At 63.7% G+C, this 17,242-nt stretch carries 16 protein-coding genes; 7 read left to right on the forward strand and 9 right to left on the reverse strand.

Annotated features, from left to right (window positions below; all coding sequences use genetic code 11):
* The first annotated feature begins 79 nt into the window (after positions 1-79).
* The 4 genes from HY57_RS01030 to HY57_RS01045 are packed head-to-tail and all read left to right on the forward strand — an operon-like array spanning position 80 to position 6,101.
* On the forward strand, positions 80-1,468 hold the full coding sequence (locus HY57_RS01030) for an APC family permease (RefSeq protein ID WP_019466466.1): 1,389 nt from the start codon (positions 80-82) through the stop codon (positions 1,466-1,468).
* A gap of 4 nt (positions 1,469-1,472) precedes the next feature.
* On the forward strand, positions 1,473-4,184 hold the full coding sequence (locus HY57_RS01035) for a glycoside hydrolase family 2 protein (RefSeq protein WP_038579178.1): 2,712 nt from the start codon (positions 1,473-1,475) through the stop codon (positions 4,182-4,184).
* 16 nt (positions 4,185-4,200) lie between these two features.
* The gene (locus tag HY57_RS01040; RefSeq protein ID WP_019466464.1) at positions 4,201-5,208 is read left to right on the forward strand and encodes a LacI family DNA-binding transcriptional regulator; all 1,008 of its coding nucleotides are present in this window, start codon (positions 4,201-4,203) and stop codon (positions 5,206-5,208) included.
* A gap of 47 nt (positions 5,209-5,255) precedes the next feature.
* On the forward strand, positions 5,256-6,101 hold the full coding sequence (locus HY57_RS01045; RefSeq protein ID WP_019466463.1) for a sulfotransferase family protein: 846 nt from the start codon (positions 5,256-5,258) through the stop codon (positions 6,099-6,101).
* Positions 6,102-6,226: 125 nt separating this feature from the next.
* Here HY57_RS01045 and bluB read toward each other — a convergent pair whose 3' ends face one another.
* The 4 genes from bluB to HY57_RS01065 form a co-directional block, all read right to left on the reverse strand.
* Positions 6,227-6,889 (reverse strand): 5,6-dimethylbenzimidazole synthase, encoded by a 663-nt coding sequence (gene bluB, locus HY57_RS01050; protein WP_019466462.1) that lies wholly within the window; start codon positions 6,887-6,889, stop codon positions 6,227-6,229.
* A 182-nt stretch (positions 6,890-7,071) separates the two neighbouring features.
* Positions 7,072-7,524 (reverse strand): VOC family protein, encoded by a 453-nt coding sequence (locus HY57_RS01055; RefSeq protein WP_019466461.1) that lies wholly within the window; start codon positions 7,522-7,524, stop codon positions 7,072-7,074.
* An 89-nt stretch (positions 7,525-7,613) separates the two neighbouring features.
* Positions 7,614-8,174, reverse strand: coding sequence for a hypothetical protein (locus HY57_RS01060; protein ID WP_019466460.1), 561 nt, complete (start codon positions 8,172-8,174; stop codon positions 7,614-7,616).
* A 133-nt stretch (positions 8,175-8,307) separates the two neighbouring features.
* Positions 8,308-9,582 carry a M24 family metallopeptidase gene (locus tag HY57_RS01065; protein ID WP_019466459.1) on the reverse strand — a complete coding sequence of 425 codons (1,275 nt, stop codon included), beginning with the start codon at positions 9,580-9,582 and terminating at the stop codon, positions 8,308-8,310.
* Between the two features lie 375 nt (positions 9,583-9,957).
* On the opposite strand from HY57_RS01065, the gene HY57_RS21785 reads away from it, so the two are divergent.
* The 3 genes from HY57_RS21785 to HY57_RS01080 all read left to right on the forward strand — a co-directional run bounded on the left by HY57_RS21785 (position 9,958) and on the right by HY57_RS01080 (position 12,221).
* Positions 9,958-10,323, forward strand: coding sequence for a DUF2946 domain-containing protein (locus HY57_RS21785; RefSeq protein ID WP_019466458.1), 366 nt, complete (start codon positions 9,958-9,960; stop codon positions 10,321-10,323).
* Positions 10,324-10,506: 183 nt separating this feature from the next.
* Complete coding sequence (locus tag HY57_RS01075; RefSeq protein WP_019466457.1) at positions 10,507-11,607, forward strand: hypothetical protein; 1,101 nt, start codon at positions 10,507-10,509, stop codon at positions 11,605-11,607.
* Positions 11,608-11,702: 95 nt separating this feature from the next.
* The gene (locus HY57_RS01080; protein WP_019466456.1) at positions 11,703-12,221 is read left to right on the forward strand and encodes a peroxiredoxin family protein; all 519 of its coding nucleotides are present in this window, start codon (positions 11,703-11,705) and stop codon (positions 12,219-12,221) included.
* Between the two features lie 84 nt (positions 12,222-12,305).
* On the opposite strand, the gene HY57_RS01085 is transcribed toward HY57_RS01080, so the two are convergent.
* The 5 genes from HY57_RS01085 to HY57_RS01110 form a co-directional block, all read right to left on the reverse strand.
* Entirely contained in the window at positions 12,306-13,292 is a 987-nt protein-coding gene (locus HY57_RS01085; RefSeq protein WP_026034134.1) for an alpha/beta fold hydrolase, read from the reverse strand.
* 92 nt (positions 13,293-13,384) lie between these two features.
* On the reverse strand, positions 13,385-13,777 hold the full coding sequence (locus HY57_RS01090; RefSeq protein ID WP_019466454.1) for a hypothetical protein: 393 nt from the start codon (positions 13,775-13,777) through the stop codon (positions 13,385-13,387).
* 106 nt (positions 13,778-13,883) lie between these two features.
* The gene (locus HY57_RS01095) at positions 13,884-14,357 is read right to left on the reverse strand and encodes a hypothetical protein (RefSeq protein ID WP_019466453.1); all 474 of its coding nucleotides are present in this window, start codon (positions 14,355-14,357) and stop codon (positions 13,884-13,886) included.
* A 567-nt stretch (positions 14,358-14,924) separates the two neighbouring features.
* Positions 14,925-15,599: a hypothetical protein gene (locus HY57_RS01100; protein WP_019466452.1), complete on the reverse strand. Its 675-nt coding sequence runs from the start codon at positions 15,597-15,599 to the stop codon at positions 14,925-14,927.
* An 869-nt stretch (positions 15,600-16,468) separates the two neighbouring features.
* Positions 16,469-17,080: a hypothetical protein gene (locus HY57_RS01110; protein ID WP_019466450.1), complete on the reverse strand. Its 612-nt coding sequence runs from the start codon at positions 17,078-17,080 to the stop codon at positions 16,469-16,471.
* Positions 17,081-17,242: the final 162 nt, after the last annotated feature.

Raw genomic sequence — 17,242 nt, forward strand, 5'->3', positions numbered from 1 at the left:
GGATGACGGTGAGGGATAGGTTAGACATTGTTTCAAATGTAGCCTCACTCATAACGCGGCCACCCAGACGATTGCCAGCATGCCCGACTCCAGCACGCCCCCGCCCGTTCGCGACAACGCGTTCCACCGCTCCATCGGCCTGTTCTCGGGCACCGCGATCAACATGACGCAGATGTGCGGGATCGGGCCGTTCATCACCATCCCCATCATGGTCGCCGCCATGGGCGGGCCGCAGGCGGTCATCGGATGGATCGCCGGCGCCATCCTGGCCATGGCCGATGGCCTGGTCTGGGCGGAACTGGGCGCCGCCATGCCGGGCTCCGGTGGCACCTATGTCTATCTGCGCGAAGCCTTCCAGTACCGCACCGGCAAGCTGATGCCGTTCCTGTTCATCTGGACGATGCTGCTGGCGATTCCCCTGCTGATGTCCACCGGCATCATCGGCATGGTGGAGTACCTGGCGTTCTTCTTCCCCAACCTGGGCTGGTGGCCGGTGCATCTGATCGGGCTGGCGGCGACCGCCGTGGTCACGTGGATGCTGTACCGGCGCATCGAGTCGGTGCGCTCCATCACCATCGCGCTGTGGATCATCATGCTGGTTTCCGTGATCGGCGTGGCGGCGGCGGGCTTTTCGCACTTCCACGCCGGCTTCGCCTTTGCTTATCCGCCCGACACGTTTGGCGGCCACTTCTTCGTGGGGCTGGGCGCGGGGCTGATCATCGGCATCTACGACTACCTCGGCTACAACACCACTGCCTACATCGGTGACGAGCTGCGCGATCCGGGCCGCACCATGCCGGGCTCCATCATCGTGTCGGTGATCGCGATGATGTTCGTCTACCTGCTGCTCAACATCAGCGTGCTCGGCGTGGCGCCGTGGCAGGAGATCGCGCAATCCAAGTCGGTGGCCTCGCTGGTGGTGGAGCGCAGCTGGGGTCATCTGGCCGCGGCCGTGATGACCGTGCTGATCATCGTGACCGCCTTCGCCTCGGTATTCACCGGCCTGCTGGGCGGTTCGCGTGTGCCCTTCCAGGCCGCGCAGGACAAGGTGTTCCTGTCCGTGTTCGGCAAGCTGCACGCCAGGCATGGCTTTCCGCATGTGGCGTTGATCACCATGGGCGTGGTGACGGCCATCGGCACGTTCTTCGACCTTACCGAAGTCATCAACATGCTGCTGGCGGCGACCATCATCGTGCAATCCATCGCGCAGATCGCCGCGCTGGTGGTGCTGCGCAGGCGCCAGCCAAACCTCGCGCGTCCGTACAGGCAATGGCTTTACCCCGTGCCGTGCGTGATCGCGCTGGTGGGGTGGATCTACGTGTACGTGTCCGCCTCGACCTTGTCGCTCATTCTTTCCGGCCTGTGGATCGTCGCCGGCCTGGTCGTCTTTGCGCTCTGGGCCCGGCACAACCGGTCCTGGCCGTTCGCGCCCGTCGAAGTACGCGAAACCTATCTCGAGAAGCATTGACGTTATGCAAACCCCAGCCAAGCCCATGCTTTGGATGATGGCCGCGATGGCCTTGTCGGCCGCGCCGGCCGTACAGGCCCAGACCGCCTACGCCCCCACCCAGGTGGGTGTTGACGCCGGCTCGGTCACCACCATCGGTCACTGGCAGATCCAGGACAGCGCGAAGGCGCAGCAAACCGGCGCCGAGATTTCCTCCACCGGCTTTCCCACCACGGACTGGTACCCGGCGACGGGTCGCGCCACCGTCATGGCCGCGCTGCTGGAAAACCACACGTTCAAGAACGACGTGTTCTACAGCGACAACCTGCGTGCCGTGCAGGTACCGGAGGCCAGCGGCAACTTGTTCGTGACGCCGTGGTGGTACCGCACCGAATTCGCCTTGCCGAAGGATTCGGCAGGCCGGCATACCTTGCTGCGCACCAACGGCATCATCGCGAGCGCCGACGTGTGGGTGAACGGACACCAGGTGGCCGACCACGCCGAGCTGGCCGGTGCTTATCCCGTGCACGAACTCGACGTGACGCGCTGGGTGCACGCGGGCGCCAATATCCTCGCCCTGCGCGTGCATCCGGCCGATCCGCGCCAGAGCCTGTCGATCGGCTGGGTGGACTGGAACCCCACGCCGCCGGACAACAACATGGGCCCCTGGCGTGGTGTGGACGTCATGCAGACCGGGCCCGTCCAACTCAGCGCCCCACAGGTGGCGTCCACGCTGTCGTTGCCTGACCTGTCGCGCGCCACGCTGACCGTGAAGGTGGACGCGAAGAACCTGGACACCGTGGCGCATGACGCCACCATCACCGGCACCGTGGCCGGCGTCCCCCTGCAACAGACCGTACATCTCGCGCCCGGGCAAACGCAGGTCGTCGCGTTCGCCACCGGCACCACGCCGGGCCTCGCGCTGGATCACCCGAAGATCTGGTGGCCGGCGGGCATGGGCGGGCAGCCGCTGTACACGCTGGAGATGCGTGCCGCCGTCGACGGCGCGACCTCCGATCGGGCCACGGCGACGTTCGGCATACGCAGCGTCACCTCACGCCTCACCAGCCAGGGTTACCGCCAGTTTTTCATCAACGGCAAGCCGCTGCTGATCCGTGGCGCAGGCTGGGCGCCGGACATGTTCCTGCGCGACGACCCGGCCCGCATGGAGGCCGAGTTCAGCTATGTCCTCAACCTGGGCCTCAACACCATCCGTAGCGAGGGCAAGCTGGAGAACCCGCGCTTCTATGAGCTCGCCGACCGCTACGGCGTGCTGATACTCGCGGGCTGGGAGTGCTGCGACAAATGGGAGTCGGCGGCCAAGACCGGCGGCGCGCCATGGACCGACGCCGACATGAACGTCGCGAAGGATTCGATGGCCAGTGAAGCGCGCCTGTTGCGCAACCATCCCTCGGTGATCGGCTTCCTGATCGGCAGCGACAACGCGCCACCACCGCCGATCGCGAAGATGTACGCCGACACGCTGCGCGCGGCGGACTGGTCGCTGCCCATCATCGCGGCTGCCGTGCCCCAGGGAACCGCCGACACCGGCCCTTCCGGCCTGAAGATGGCCGGACCCTACGACTGGATTCCCCCCGCCTACTGGTATGCCGACAAACTCGGCGGCGCCTTCGGCTTCGACTCCGAGGTCAGCGCCGGCGCCGACATCCCGCGCCTGGAAGACGTGGAGCGCATGCTGTCGCCGCAGGAACAGGAAGCGCTGTGGAAATACCCGGAGGCGAGGCAGTACCACGCCTCGGCCGACTGGTCGACCTTCGCTGTGCTCACCCCGTTCGACAAGGCGCTGGCCCAGCGCTACGGCGCCCCCACCAGCCTTGCCGATTACGTCGCCAAGGCGCAGCTCGACAACTACGACAACGTCCGCGCGCAGTTCGAGGCGTTCAACGCACGCATGGATGCAGCCAAGCCCGCGACGGGCGTGATCTACTGGATGCTCAACAACGCATGGCCCTCGCTGCACTGGCACCTGTACGACTACTACATGAATCCGGCCGGGGCGTACTTCGGCGCCAAGAAGGCCAACGAGCAGGTGCACATCCAGTACTCGTACGACTCCAGGAATATCGTGCTGGTGAACCATGGGCTCGATGACATGCACGGCCTGCAGGCGACCCTCCGCGTGCGCAACCTGGATGGCAGCGTGCGTTACGAGAAGCGCCTGCAAGGCATCGACCTCGCGGGCAACCACACGCGGCAGCTGGCCACCTTGCCGGCCATCGGCAACCTCTCGCCCACTTACTTCGTCGAGCTCGACCTCGCCGCTTCCGATGGGCAGCCGGTGAGCCGCAACGTCTACTGGCTGTCCACGCGCGCGGACGTGCTCGACTGGGCGAACTCCAACTGGTACCTCACGCCGCTGACGCAATACGGCGACCTGACCGCGCTGCGCTCGCTGCCGGAGGCGGCCAGCGAGGTGCACGCAAGCACGCGGCACGAAGGTCATGAAGATGTCACCACGGTGACGCTGTCGGTGCCCGCATCGTCCCGGGCCGTGGCCTTGTTCCAGCATGTGTCGATCCGGCGCGGCGCGCGTGGCGAGCTTGCGCTGCCGATACGGTGGACTGACAATGACATCACGCTTTGGCCCGGTGAATCGATGACCCTGACCGCGCGATACGCATCGCAGGGCACGGCCGATCCCGTGGTCGAAGTGAGTGGGTGGAACGTGCAGTCGCAGAGCGTTCCGGCTTCCGCCACGCAGGGAACAGACCATTGAAGACGCCAGGGCTTTCATGTCGCGCGTGACCATCAACGATGTCGCCCGTGCGTCGGACACCTCGAAGAAGACCGTGTCGCGCGTGCTCAACAACGAGCCGAACGTGCGCGATTCGGTACGGCAGCGCGTGCTGGCGGCGGTAGCGGAACTCAACTACCGGCCGCTCACCTCGGCGCGCAGCCTGGCGACCAACCGCTCCTTCATGATCGGCCTGCTCTACGACAACCTGTCGCCGAGCTACATCATGGAAGTGCAGGCCGGCGTGCTGGAGGCGTGCGAGGCGAAGCAGTACAGCATGATGGTGCAGCCGCTGGTCTCTACCGCGCCGGACTTCGTCGAGCGCGTGGAGAGCATCCTCTCGCGGCACCAGCCCGATGGACTGATCCTGACGCCGCCCATCACCGACCATGCCAAGCTGCTCGACCACCTGCGCAAGAGCGATCTTCCGTTCGCCTCGATCGCCCCGCGCCACCCCAAGGGCTGCATCGGCGTGATGCTGCGCGAGCGCGAAGCGGCCGCGGCGATGGTGCAGCACCTGGTGTCGCTGGGTCACCGCCGCATCGCCCATATCATCGGCGACCCCAAGCATGGCGCGGGCATCTGGCGCCTTGCGGGCTATCGCGACGGCCTGCAGCGGGCGGGGCTGAAGGAAGACCCGGCGTACATGGTGCAGGGACAGTTCTCCTTCGAATCCGGCGTGGCTGCGGCGCGTCGCCTGCTTGCACTGAAGCAACGCCCCACCGCCATTTTCGCGGCCGACGACGACATGGCCGTCGGCGCGATCTGGGCTGCCGCAGAGGCCGGCGTGTCGGTTCCCGGCGAGATCTCCATCTGCGGCTTCGACGACACCACCATCGCGACGCAGGTGTGGCCGCCGCTGACCACCGTGCACCAGCCCGTGCGCGACATGGGCAAGCGCGCCACCGAAGAACTGCTGCTGCGCGTGCTGGGCAAGGGCGAAGCCCGCATGGTCGAAGTCGACTACGAAATGCGCATGCGCGCGTCGACAGCGCCCGCGCCCTGACCGCCGCTATCCTGCAGCCCACGCGACCGATCCCGAGGATCCACCCGATGCCCGCCACGCCAGACGCCAGCCACCCGCCGCGGACGTTCCACTTCATCTCCGGGTTGCCGCGCTCTGGCACCACGCTGCTGGCGGCCATCCTCAACCAGAACCCGCGTTTCCGCGCCGGCATGACCAGCCCGCTGGCCGACATCATGGGCCTGGTGATGGCCGAGGCGAGCAGCAAGAACGACTTCTCCTTCGACGTCTCCGACGAACAGCGCGTGGCGCTGCTGCGTGGACTGGTCGAGAACTTCTACTCGGTGCAGAACCATGCCGAGGTGGTGTTCGACACCAGCCGCCTGTGGTGCAGCCGCATGCCGTTGCTCAACACGCTGTTCCCCGGGGTGAAGGTCATTGCCTGCGTGCGCCAGCTGGCATGGGTGCTGGACAGCATGGAACGGCTGGTGCAGAAGCAGCCGGTCAGCGTCAGCAAGGTGTTCCGCTTCGACACCAACACCACGGTGTACTCGCGCGTTGAAGCCTTGACCGATCCACGCGGCATGGTGGGCTTCGCCTACCAGGCCACCAAGGAAGCCTTCTACGGCCAGTTCGCGCAAGACCACCTGCTGATGCTGACCTACGAAAGCCTGGTGGCCAACCCGGCCGCGGCGGTGCGCGCGGTCTACCAGTTCCTCGGCGAGCCCTGGTTCGAGCACGACTTCGACCATCTCGAGTACCACGCGGACGAGTTCGACGCCCGCGTCGGCATGCCCGGCCTGCACTCCGTGCGCCCGAAGGTGCAGGCGGTCGAACGCCAGCCGATGCTGCCACGCGAGGTCTTCGGCCGCTTCGCCAACGAAGCGTTCTGGATGGATCCGAAGAACAACGTCAACCAGGTGACCATCGTGTAGGCGCCGGTTGTCCCTGCAAGAAACAAAGGCCGCTTGCGCGGCCTTTGTTGTATCTGCGGGAACCACGGGAATGCGTGCGGCACCGTGTTTTCCGGCTCATGGCGCAGAGCCCTTGCGGGCTGGCGCTACGCCGGGAAGGATGCCTCTTCGTCGTGGCGCCATCCATTCTCGAACACCAGGGCCTCGAGCGGTTGGCGCGTGGCCCACTTTTCCTGCTGGAGCATGGGCTCGCTGTAGAACTCCTGCACGTGGCCAAGGCAAAGCACGGCGACAGGCCGTGCATCGCGCGGCAGGTCCAGCAGCTTGCCCAGTTCGTCCGGATTGAACATGGACACCCAGCCCATGCCGATGCCTTCGGCGCGCGCCGCCAGCCACATGTTCTGGATGGCGCAGGCAACGGAGGCCAGGTCCATTTCCGGCATCGTGCGGCGGCCGAACACATGTTCCTCGCGACGATCCATCAGGGCCGCTACCAACAGCTCACCGCATTCCAGTACGCCCTCCACCTTCAGCCGCATGAACTCGCTCCGGCGCTCACCAAGCGCGCTGGCAGTCAGCTGCCGCTCTTCGTCCACCAGGCTGTAGATGCGGCGGCGCAACGCGCTATCGGTAATGCGGATAAAGCGCCAGGGCTGCATGAATCCCACGCTGGGGCCAAGATGCGCCGCCCGCAGCAGACGCTCAAGCAGCGCCGGCTCCAGCGCATCGGGCAGGAAATGCCGCATGTCGCGCCGCTGTTCGATAACGCGATAGACGGCTGCGATATCGTTGTCGTTGTAACGTCTCATGGGGTGAAGCTTCGGGTGATGACAGGAATCGCCGAGAGGCTAACAGACGCGGCTTACGATGGGTTGTTCCGCCGCCCCGCTGTCAACCATCGGCATGGCGCGCCTTTCGACGCCTGCGCGATGCGATACAGCCTTGACGCTGAACGGGTCGAAGGATCTCGCGACGACCGGTAAGCCACGCCTCAGCGCTTGGGCTCCCACAGTTCGACCTTGTTGCCTTCGGGATCCAGAATCCACGCAAAGCGGCCGTTCGGATCGCTGTCGTCACGCTTGAGAACCGGCACACCCTTGGCCTGCAACCGCGCGAGCAAGGCATCCATATCGTCCACGGCGTAGTCGATCATCAACCCACTGGACGACGGTGCGAAGTACTTCGTCGACGCTGGAAACGCGCTCCATGCCAACGCGGGCGGGTGCTTGGGTGCGTCATAGCGCAGCGCCGCACCACCCCAGACTTCCACCGGCATGCCAAGCACATCGCGATACCACGCGGCGAGCGCCTTGGGATCCTTCGCCTTGAAAAAGATGCCGCCGACACCGGTGATGTGGCCGGCGGGTGGCGCGGATGCCGCCGACGCGAAGCCGGCGGTGGAAAGCGTAGTCAGGCACAGCAGGAGAATCCATCGCCGATCCATCTAGGTGCTCCCGGTTGGTATGGCTTGCCCGTGACTGGCTGCTGGCACGTCCGCTTCCTGTCGAACGCGGATCGTGCACGCCGCGGTGTTCAATCTTGATCAGGCAGGGCGCTGACAGCCAGCACCTGCTCGATCACCAGCAGGCTGAACAGACCCATGTGTCCGTAGCCCGCCCATACCGTGCCCCGTGGAAACTGCCGCGGCTCGCCGGAGAAGAATCGGCCGACCACGGTCACCTGCGCCCTGGCATAGGGCTCCTTCTGGATGATTTGATCGAAGTCCTGGAAGACCTTGTCATCCCTGAGCCGCGTCGTCACGCCTTCGACGACGAGCGCTTCGGGTCGCGTCCGTATCCTGGTAACGCCGCAGCAATACATGGTCCCCGAGGCGTGGGTTCCACCGTACTCCAGCCATATGCCCGACACGTGGACCGAATCGGCACAGTGCCCTGCCGTCAGGCTGAAGTCTTCGAAGCCATGTCCGGCACGGCCGGTCACCTCGACGAGCGCATGGTTGTAGCGCCCCGGATCCTCGAGCAATTGGCAAACGCTGACTTGAACGGGCGCTTCGGCATGGCCTTGCGTCGGGAACAGGCCAAGGCAAAGAAGCGCAAGCAGCCAGCCGATACGCGGAATGACACGGATATCCATGGATCCCTGCCCCTCGTTGCCATGTTCACTTCGGGTCGAAAGCAGACACCTGTGATTACGCCCCCAGGCCATCCCTTTCACGTCGACCGGCCACGTTCGACGAACGGCAAATGGCGGCTCGCCGCGGACCCGATCAGATCGGGTCGTCGATCGATTTGGCGAGCTCCGTGAAAAGCTTGGGCCCAGCGTCGGTCATGTGCCAGCAGTCTTCCAGACGGATGCCGAATTCGCCGGGGATGTAGATACCCGGCTCGTCGGAAAAACACATGCCGGCCGCCAATGGCGTGGCGTCGCCATGCACCAGGTAAGGTGGCTCGTGGCCGTCCAGACCAATGCCGTGGCCGGTGCGGTGAGGAAGACCAGGCAGGTGATAACCGGGGCCCCAGCCTTCCTTTTCGTAATAGGCGCGCACGGCGTCGTCGATGGCGCCCACCGGGGTGCCCAGCCTGGCAGTGCTCAAGGCGATCTCCTGGCCACGCTTGACGGTGTCCCACACCTTGCGCTGTTTCGCGGTCGGCTGGCCCATCACCCAGGTGCGCGAGATGTCCGATTGGTAGCCATGCACGTTGCAACCCACGTCCATCAGGATGACGGAGCCTTCGTGCAGCGTCTGCGGCTGATGCGAGCCGTGCGGATAGGCGCTGGCCTCGTTGATCAGCACCAGGGCAAATTCCGGCGCGCCGCCCAGGGCTTCGGTGGCGTCGTTCATCAGGGTGGCGATGTCGTTGGGGCGCATGCCCGCGTGGACGTTGCCGTGGACATAGCGCAGTGCCGCCAGCGTGACGTCATTGGCGGTCTGCATCAGCGCGAGTTCGGCCGGTGACTTGATCAGCCGGACGGCCTTGACCAGGGCGTCGCCGGAAACCACGCGATAGGCACCCGCGCTTGCGTCGCGCACCCCGTCGACGATGAACAGGCGCGTGGTCGCTTCGAAGGCGATCGCACCGGACGTAACGCCGCGGTCGCGAAGCGCGCCGACAAGGCGTGCGAACGGACTTTCATGCTCATTCCAGGGCCGCACATCGCCAGCCACGGCCAGGGTTTCGCGAATGGACGGCTCCTCGAAGGCCGGCGTCACCACGACGATGTCACCCCGGGCCGGGATCACGGCAGCCGTCGTACGCTCCGAGCGATGCCACTGGATGCCGGTGAAGTAATCCAGGCTCGAGCCCGACTCCAGGATCAAGGCGCCGATCTTCTGATCGACCATCAGCTGCTGCAGCCTGGCGATGCGCGCAAGGCGCTCCTGTACCGAAATCGGCTTGGCGCCGGTGGTCATGGAGGTCAACCCGGCCAGCCCGCCGGGTTTGGCAGGCGCGGCCTGCGCCGGGCGGCCCGCCATCACAAGGGCGGTGGATGCGGCAGCCGTGGCGGCTACAGCCCCCGTGAGAAAGTCGCGACGACGCATGGAGACTCCCGGACCAGTGCTGAGGATGCGTTGCAGTATGAGGCCGGAATCGGCGACGCGACTACTGGCTGGCTGATGTCCTATCGCACTGGCGCCGTCGCCCCGATCCTGCCCTGCACGCGATGATGCTTGTCGCCTGCGCTCACGGGGATGCGCCGTGCCGCGCCGGCCAGAGCCGGCGCGCGGACGCGTTCTGCAAGCGTGCTGATGGCCCCACGTCCCGCCGCCCGGCCGTGTCCGCTGCGGCCCGCACAATCTTGCGCGCGTGCTGCGACATTGATGGCAGCCTCCGGCCGCCGCCCCGCGTGCTACATTTCCCCAGTTCGCCTGCATCCATCGGCCGCCTGCGTGTTACGACGTCAATCCCACCGACAGATGGTCTCGTGGCTAGCCTGGCTGGCCATGGCATTCGTTGTGGTGGCGCCCCTGGTATCGCGCGTCATGCCCGTGCACGCCGCCATGCAGGACATGGCGGGCATGATGAGCATGGTGGCCGGCGATTGCCCGCACGTGATGGCGGGTACCGATCACCCCGCGGATCCCAGCCGCCCGGCGGACACGACCGACCGCTGCGGCTACTGCGTGCTGCTCGATCACCAGTCGCTGGTCGCGGCGCACACGATCCTCCATCTGCTTCCTGCGCCGCCACGCGCCTACCTGCCCGTTCCCCTGCATGAGGCCGACACGCGGCAGACACCGCGCCAGGATGCACGCCCTCGCGGACCTCCCTCCCTCGCCTGACATGCCGGTGAGGGTCCGCGCGCATGCTGCGCCGCATGGACTCTGCACTGTCGACCACGCCAACGCTCCGCGCCACGGACCACGTGCCAGACCACGCGGTTCGACCATGCTGCGCGAGCACCTGAACATCTCCGTGCCCGGCGAACCACCCTGCGTTCGCGGCACGCTATGGAAACACGCCCCATGCGCGTCATCGCTTCCTCTTTCACCGCCGTGCCTCGCCGCTCGCCGCGACGCCCGATGGGCACACCCATGGTCCTGCTGGGCCTTGCCGCGTTGTTCCCGCAGCTCGCCAGCGCGTGCGCGACCTGCGGATGCACCCTCAGCACGGATGCCGCCACCGGCTATTCGACAACCAGCGGATGGCGAGTGAACGTGGACTACACGTTCATCGACCAGAACCAGCTTCGCCACGGCAACAGCAAGGCCTCTCCCCAGCAAGTCGTCGAACAGCCGTCCGATCCGTCGCTGGGTGGCGGCGAGATCGAGAAGAAGACCGTCAACCGCTACATCAACCTCAGCGCGACGTATCGTTTCAACGCCGATTGGGGCCTAACCTTCGTCGCGCCCTACGTCATTCGCGATCACGACACCTACGGCACACAGCTGGCGCCCTATACGCCCGCCGAAACCGCACCCGATCAGGTCAGCAACGCCCATGTCGCCGGGCTCGGCGACGTGAAGCTCATCGGCAGCTACCAGGGCTTCCTGCCCATGCACAACCTGGGCATCCAGTTCGGCGTCAAGCTGCCGACGGGCCACTACGGCGGCGAGACGGATGACGGCGGCCTGATCGGCCACCCCACGACGTTCCACTCCGGCCCCAACCTGGGACAGTCGCTGGACAGCAGCCTGCAGGCAGGCACGGGAAGCACGGACCTCATCGTCGGTGCCTACTACTACCAACCCGTCAGCCAGAACTTCGACATGTTCGTGAATGGCCAGTTCCAGGCCGCCGTGAGCGAGCGGATGAATCGACCGGGCGCCGATTTCCGACCGGGCAACCTCGCCTCGGCGAGCCTTGGCCTGCGCTATGAAGCGCACGCGAACTGGGTGCCGCAACTGCAGCTCAACGTGATCCACCGCAGCGCCGACCAGGGCGCCTTCGCGGACCGGCCGGACACCGCGGGCACCGTGGCCTACCTCAGCCCGGGCATCAGCGCCAGCCTGGCCAGGAACCTCCAGTTCTATGCGTTCGTACAGGTGCCCGTGTACAGCCACCTGCAGGGATACCAGTTGTTTCCGCGCTGGACCGGCACGGTGGGCCTGAGCATGCAATTCTGACCGTGACCGCACACCAGGGAGCGCGGGCGTTGACGCAAGCCCGCGCCACCCATCCGATGGATAGACCTTCGATGTCCGCAACCCGATACACGCGAATGACACATCTGTGGCAGCACATCACGGCACTCGTGCTGCTGGCCGCCAGTACCTCCATGGCATTCGCCAGTGAGCTTCGCACGGGGCAGCCCGCACCCGCGATCACGCTGGATACGCTGGATGGGCGGCATATCCCGCTGGAAACGCTACGCGGCAAAACGGTGATCCTCACCTTCTGGGCGACGTGGTGCGACCCCTGCCGCAACGAGCTGCCCCTGCTGTCCCACTACGCGCAGGAGCATGCGCAAGACAATCTTGTGGTGCTGGGTTTCAGCCTGGATACGCCCGACACGCTCGCCCAGGTCAGGGAAGTCGCGTCCAGGCTGAGCTTCCCCACGGGGCTGCTCGGCGACCCCCACGTGCCCGGCTACGGTCGCATCTGGCGCTTGCCGGTCAGCTTTGTCATTGATCGCAACGGCCTGCTCGTCCACGACGGCTGGAAAGACAAGCAGCCCGAATTCACCCGCGAACGGCTAGAACGGGTCGTGACGCCGCTGCTGGAAAAACCCTCCCACTGACGCGCGAGGCAGGGTGCCGCGGATGCACCTTCGATGCGCGCGGACTGCCGTGCACCCTCGGCATCTGGTGGGCGGCGGACCGGATCACGCAGCCCAGAGCTTCCGCGCCTCCTCGGCGATGACGTCGGGAAACTCCTCCGGGAAAAACAGCTTGGCGCCTTCCATCCATCGCACGCCACGCGAACGCGGCAACGCATGGTCGAGGTAGGCTGCATCGTCCTGCGAGAAAATGGTGTCGCCTGTGCCCCATACCACGCGCACGGGTAGCTGACTCAGCTTGAGCAACGCTCCCGTGCCGGCGAGTGGATTCGGTGCAAGACCCATGGCGTAGGCGTTGGTGAGCGCCTTGCGCGCCGGCGACTCGACCAGTGGCCCGAGGTACATGTCGATGGTTTCGTCGGCCAGCCTTTCCGGATAGGTGAAGGTCATGCCACCGAGGCCCTTGTCCGAGCGTGCCAGATGCTTGTCGGCAACCCACGGGGCAAGCCATTCGTCCGCAAATCGCCCCTGCCTGGCCAGCTCGATCACCGGAATCACGGCCGGCGGCGGACAGTTGCCCTCCACGTCGCAGTTGGTGAGCAGCACGGTGCGCACTCGGTCGGGATGCTGCGTGAAGAAGAGCTGCGCGATGGCGCCGCCACTGTCATTGGCGATGATGTCGACGTCGTGGATGGAAAGCGCGTCCAGCAATGCGATAAGCATCTGCACCTGGGTGGCAGGCGTAATCTTCACGCCTTCCGCCACCTGGGTGTAACCCAGGCCGAGCGAATCGGGCGCTATGCAACGGCGATAGGGGGACAAGCGTTCTATCGCGCCACGCCACTGAAAGCTGTTGAGCGGAAAGCCATGCAGGAACAGTACAGCCTGCCCCTGGCCTCGATCCGCGTAAGCGATATGGCCGAAACGCGTGTTGAGAAAGCGCCGCGACGCACGCCAGTCTTCCGCTTCCTTCGTCGACCCGCTTGACCCCGTAGCGGTCGCGCCACGCGTGACAACGCGAGTGGCGCAACCGGCGACCGTACCGGCGGCCAGGGCAGTCAAACTCAAACCGAGAAACGCTCTGCGCTGCATTTCCATATCCCTGTAGGCAAAGTGGCGCCTGATAAGTGTCCAGAAAACCGATGGGTGAAAGCGGATCGTTGCCGTTCCAGATGACGCGCCTCTTACTGACCGGCACCACCCGCGCGAACATTCACCTCAAAAGACGAGTAGAACGGACTGCGCGGCGGCGCATTCAGGCTCGCCTTCGCCACCACACCCTGAAAGCAGCCGCCGAGTTTCGACTCGTCGTTCCGCCATGTCTTTTGAACCTTTCCAGCAGCGTCCAGCTCCGCCACCACGACGAAAGAAAAAGGCCCCGGACGGTTGGCGGCTACGCATGACAACAGAGCCGATTGGATGACGGGCTCCTGCGCCTGGACCAAAGCCTGTTGCTGCTTCGCCGAAAGCGATGCTTCGTCGTGATGCGCCAAGGCCTTGGCTTCGGCAAAGGTCATATCGCCAGCGAACGCCACCGGCGCAGCGAACAATCCAATCAAAAGACAAAACTTGACCATGACTTCCCCTTTTGCATATGTGGACCGGAGTGGATCTGTCGTTAGCTTAGTGGTTAGGTCTGCTTTGGGTCGGAAGCGGACATGCGCGTTCACAGATATCGGAACCTTACAGTCGCCACCAATCCAGATTGTTTGTCTTTGTGTTCCAGAAGAAATGGAACAGATCACATTCCCCTTCACCAAGAATGAACGCCGTCCCAGCCTTAGATCGCCTGAAGCCGGAGATCGCCCCAACCTCATCGGTCGGGTCGTAATCGAGTGACTCCTTGGCTATACCCGCGGGTGCCGCACAGAGGCTGTCTTGCGACGGGTCACCGATAGGAAAGGTATGAACGATAACTCTACGTCCTCTCTGCCCAAGGACGAGGCCTACCGATGCGGATTTCGAATCCTGGCTCAGGAACACATAGTCAGGCTTTCCATCGGAATCAATGTCGATCTTCAACACACTGTCGCGATCCCAGATGTGACCTGAAGAGGTTCTCTGCAGGCGTGTCAGTGCATCGGACTCACTGGCCAGCACACAGGTGGCCAGCAGAGCGAGAGCCAGGACGAGACCACAACGGATCGCAACAAACATGATCGGACCTTCCTTCGATCTCGCGATCGCCTTTTGCGTTGATCGGTTCCGGACGGGTAATGTCCGCGTCGGGTCGAAAGCGGATATGCAGACTACTTCTCGAAATACTGCCGCGGACGTACGAGGCAGTGCGGGCAAAAAGTATCCATATGATCGGTGGTTTTGCTCGCAGCATCCGTCACGATGGATGTGACCACCCCATGCACAACGCACTCAAAGCTAACAAATGTCCCTTCCTCCTTGGCGTCAATTTCGTCCCAACTGCAAAGGGGACATTGAAGGACGGGTGGCGCATCTGGCGTGGCGATGATCTGTGACCAGTTGCACTCAGGGCAGGTCAATTTGTAGGTGGAGTGCGCAGTAACGGGGACAGATCCCTTCCCTCGAGAAAAATCGTGTGGACTTCCCGACATTACCCCTCCCAAAGGGTAGTTCCGTGGCCCATTTCAGGGATACGCGAAGGTCCTCTATGGATCGAAAGCGGACCTCGCTGGAACCCAAAATTTCGTCGTTTCGCTTGGCCACCAGTGGGCTTTTGTCTTGGCGACGTAGTGGATTTGGCCGAATCTAAAAGCAATGCTCAAAAAGCTTCGGACCTGCGAGCGAAACAGCTCCAAAATCTTTTGCAGTTTTGTGTTGAACCGATGTTTGCGACTCGCCTTGCGGCACATCTGTGCTCCACAAGAAGGTGGCCTGGTCCACCAAGAGCCATAGGCGTGACGTCTTTGAGTAGCGGAACAGGCAGGTGACATCTATCCCGCCACTCGCGCTGCCTTGGATGTTCCGTATTTCAATCGTGCCTTTGCCGAGTCCGATACTTGAGCCCTCGTCCATTCCGCCACACCCATCACACATAAGCACGTCACTTCTGCTCAATACGAGTTTGAGCGTGCCGGAAGCATCTCTTGAGATGACTCTTAAGATCTTGTCCTCGGAGTCCTCAGCACCGACGACCAGGACATAGTCTTGCCTGCCAGTCTCCTCCAAGTCAGCCTTGTTGATATAGACGGGGATCTCGGTGGCGCTCATGAATGGGACCAACTCTGTCGGAATGTCGACGGCGTGAGCGCGGTCGTTCTTCATGACTGCCATAGTGACAAGGTGGCGACTTGCTCGGATTCGTTCGAGATTATCGTGAGGATCTTCCACCTTAACGCCACCCAGAAGATCCAGCCCTCCTCCCAGCACGCTCATGGGTAAGAACAATGCCGCCAATAGACACAGCCGCTTGAATACCTTCATGGCCAAGCTCCGTCGGATTCAGTCGGTGGATGTGTGGAAGAGGCATCCTTCAAAAAGCTGTAGTCAGACGCTTAAGGTCTGCTTTGGGTCGAAAGCGGACATAGCGCTGAGCACCGCCAAGCTCAGCAGTATTCCGTCTTCTCAGACAAGGCAAGGCATCTACGACCGGAGTGCCGTGCCCCGCCTCCACGTCAGTGCCGCAAGGTCATGTCGGCATTGCCTTGGGCATCCCTGGCGAGATTCGCCGCGCTACGCGCAGCCTCTTCAGCCTCATGCCTGGTCGCGTATGCGCGGGTTGTGCGGTCCTGGGCGATCTGTACGCCTTGATGGAGAACGCGATAACAGCCGACGAACCGGCCGTCCGGTGCCTCTTCGGACCAGATCGAAACGGAATCCCGTGACATGCTCAATCCCCCCTTCCCGGATGCCACATCGTGGCCTGTTTCAAATAGCGGCGCAATCATCCTCAACCTGCGACGCTGCAACCGTCGAGGGGAAGCTGAGCCGTATCAGCCGACATGGGTTTGATCATGTCGACGGCGGGCCAGCCGTGGTCGCGAGAAATCGCGGATTCTGGCGTCGCAGCGTCGCCAGCCGCGTGCAGCCGGACCTTGGCCGGCCAGGCAGGAAATGAGTGGATGCACCCTACTTGTTGTTCGGCGCCTACCAGGCGTGAAACGCATTGACGTTGCTGATGGCACGCACGTTCACGGACCGTCAGGATCGTCGACTAGTCATGCCGATAGAAGAGCCTGCCTTGTTTCGGAAACGGCCGCACGGACGGCGCCCTTCTTCATCGCCAACACCCGAATCAAACGACGATATGACCATCCGCCTCGAGAGCGGTGTCGGGTCTATATCGCGACGACTCATTCATAGTGAAACGGCGAAAGACGCTCGTCGGACGGGTCAAAATTTTCCAACAGGATGAAGGCAGGTTTCATGGCTGCTTCCTTCTTCCTGTAGTGGTCACAACCGTCGTACATTTTCGCTTCTACCGTTCCGGCCAGATAGTCGACGTCGTAATAGTTGGCTTCGACACCCGCTTCGCCGTTGCATGACTGTGTCGCCTGAAAGGACATTTCCCTCAGAAGCCACTGGTTGTCCTGGAAATGGAAGCTATAGATCAGCACGCTCGGATGGGTGTATGAGCTTGACTCGAGAAAGTTGATGTCGAAGGCATCCTCGCTGACGGCAACCACCGCATTCACGCTGGTATTGGGCATGTTGAATATCTTCGACGCTGTCTCGGCGGATACGTTGCCGACCTTCCGATCGATAACCATGCGCATGCCGCTGGAGCAGGAGAACACGGTCACGCGCAGTGATGTCGATGCGTTCACCACCCTGTTGTCACTCATCTGCCTGCAATCGCCCTGGGGAGGGGGTGCATCCGCCTGTACCGCAGGCGCCTGCGATGCGTGCGCCCATGGAAAGAAGGCCGCCAGGAGGAAAGCGAGGTACTTGATGGCACGTTTCATGGATGGCCCAACTGTCAAATAAACGCTCCCCTCGGCCTGGCTATGCATGGTCGAGGGCACCCAGAGTGGTTGACGCGACTTCTTTTGCCCAGCGCGTGCCCTTGCAGGACCCGGCCCATAGCGAAATGCGCACTCGCCGCCCTGATTCGGCAAGGGCCTCGT

This window comes from Dyella japonica A8, assembly GCF_000725385.1.
Classification (GTDB): Bacteria; Pseudomonadota; Gammaproteobacteria; order Xanthomonadales; family Rhodanobacteraceae; genus Dyella; species Dyella japonica_C.

What these genes read in the sequence shown, in the direction of transcription:
- HY57_RS01060 (WP_019466460.1), bottom strand. Translation starts at nt 8,174, where the DNA reads ATGGATATCCGTGTCATTCCGCGTATCGGCTGGCTGCTTGCGCTTCTT.
- HY57_RS01085 (WP_026034134.1), bottom strand. Translation starts at nt 13,292, where the DNA reads ATGCAGCGCAGAGCGTTTCTCGGTTTGAGTTTGACTGCCCTGGCCGCC.
- HY57_RS01055 (WP_019466461.1), bottom strand. Translation starts at nt 7,524, where the DNA reads ATGGATCGGCGATGGATTCTCCTGCTGTGCCTGACTACGCTTTCCACC.
- HY57_RS01110 (WP_019466450.1), bottom strand. Translation starts at nt 17,080, where the DNA reads ATGAAACGTGCCATCAAGTACCTCGCTTTCCTCCTGGCGGCCTTCTTT.
- HY57_RS01040 (WP_019466464.1), top strand. Translation starts at nt 4,201, where the DNA reads ATGTCGCGCGTGACCATCAACGATGTCGCCCGTGCGTCGGACACCTCG.
- HY57_RS01095 (WP_019466453.1), bottom strand. Translation starts at nt 14,357, where the DNA reads ATGTTTGTTGCGATCCGTTGTGGTCTCGTCCTGGCTCTCGCTCTGCTG.
- HY57_RS01045 (WP_019466463.1), top strand. Translation starts at nt 5,256, where the DNA reads ATGCCCGCCACGCCAGACGCCAGCCACCCGCCGCGGACGTTCCACTTC.
- HY57_RS01080 (WP_019466456.1), top strand. Translation starts at nt 11,703, where the DNA reads ATGACACATCTGTGGCAGCACATCACGGCACTCGTGCTGCTGGCCGCC.
- bluB (WP_019466462.1), bottom strand. Translation starts at nt 6,889, where the DNA reads ATGAGACGTTACAACGACAACGATATCGCAGCCGTCTATCGCGTTATC.
- HY57_RS01075 (WP_019466457.1), top strand. Translation starts at nt 10,507, where the DNA reads ATGCGCGTCATCGCTTCCTCTTTCACCGCCGTGCCTCGCCGCTCGCCG.
- HY57_RS01100 (WP_019466452.1), bottom strand. Translation starts at nt 15,599, where the DNA reads ATGAAGGTATTCAAGCGGCTGTGTCTATTGGCGGCATTGTTCTTACCC.
- HY57_RS01030 (WP_019466466.1), top strand. Translation starts at nt 80, where the DNA reads ATGCCCGACTCCAGCACGCCCCCGCCCGTTCGCGACAACGCGTTCCAC.
- HY57_RS01065 (WP_019466459.1), bottom strand. Translation starts at nt 9,582, where the DNA reads ATGCGTCGTCGCGACTTTCTCACGGGGGCTGTAGCCGCCACGGCTGCC.
- HY57_RS01035 (WP_038579178.1), top strand. Translation starts at nt 1,473, where the DNA reads ATGCAAACCCCAGCCAAGCCCATGCTTTGGATGATGGCCGCGATGGCC.
- HY57_RS21785 (WP_019466458.1), top strand. Translation starts at nt 9,958, where the DNA reads ATGGTCTCGTGGCTAGCCTGGCTGGCCATGGCATTCGTTGTGGTGGCG.
- HY57_RS01090 (WP_019466454.1), bottom strand. Translation starts at nt 13,777, where the DNA reads ATGGTCAAGTTTTGTCTTTTGATTGGATTGTTCGCTGCGCCGGTGGCG.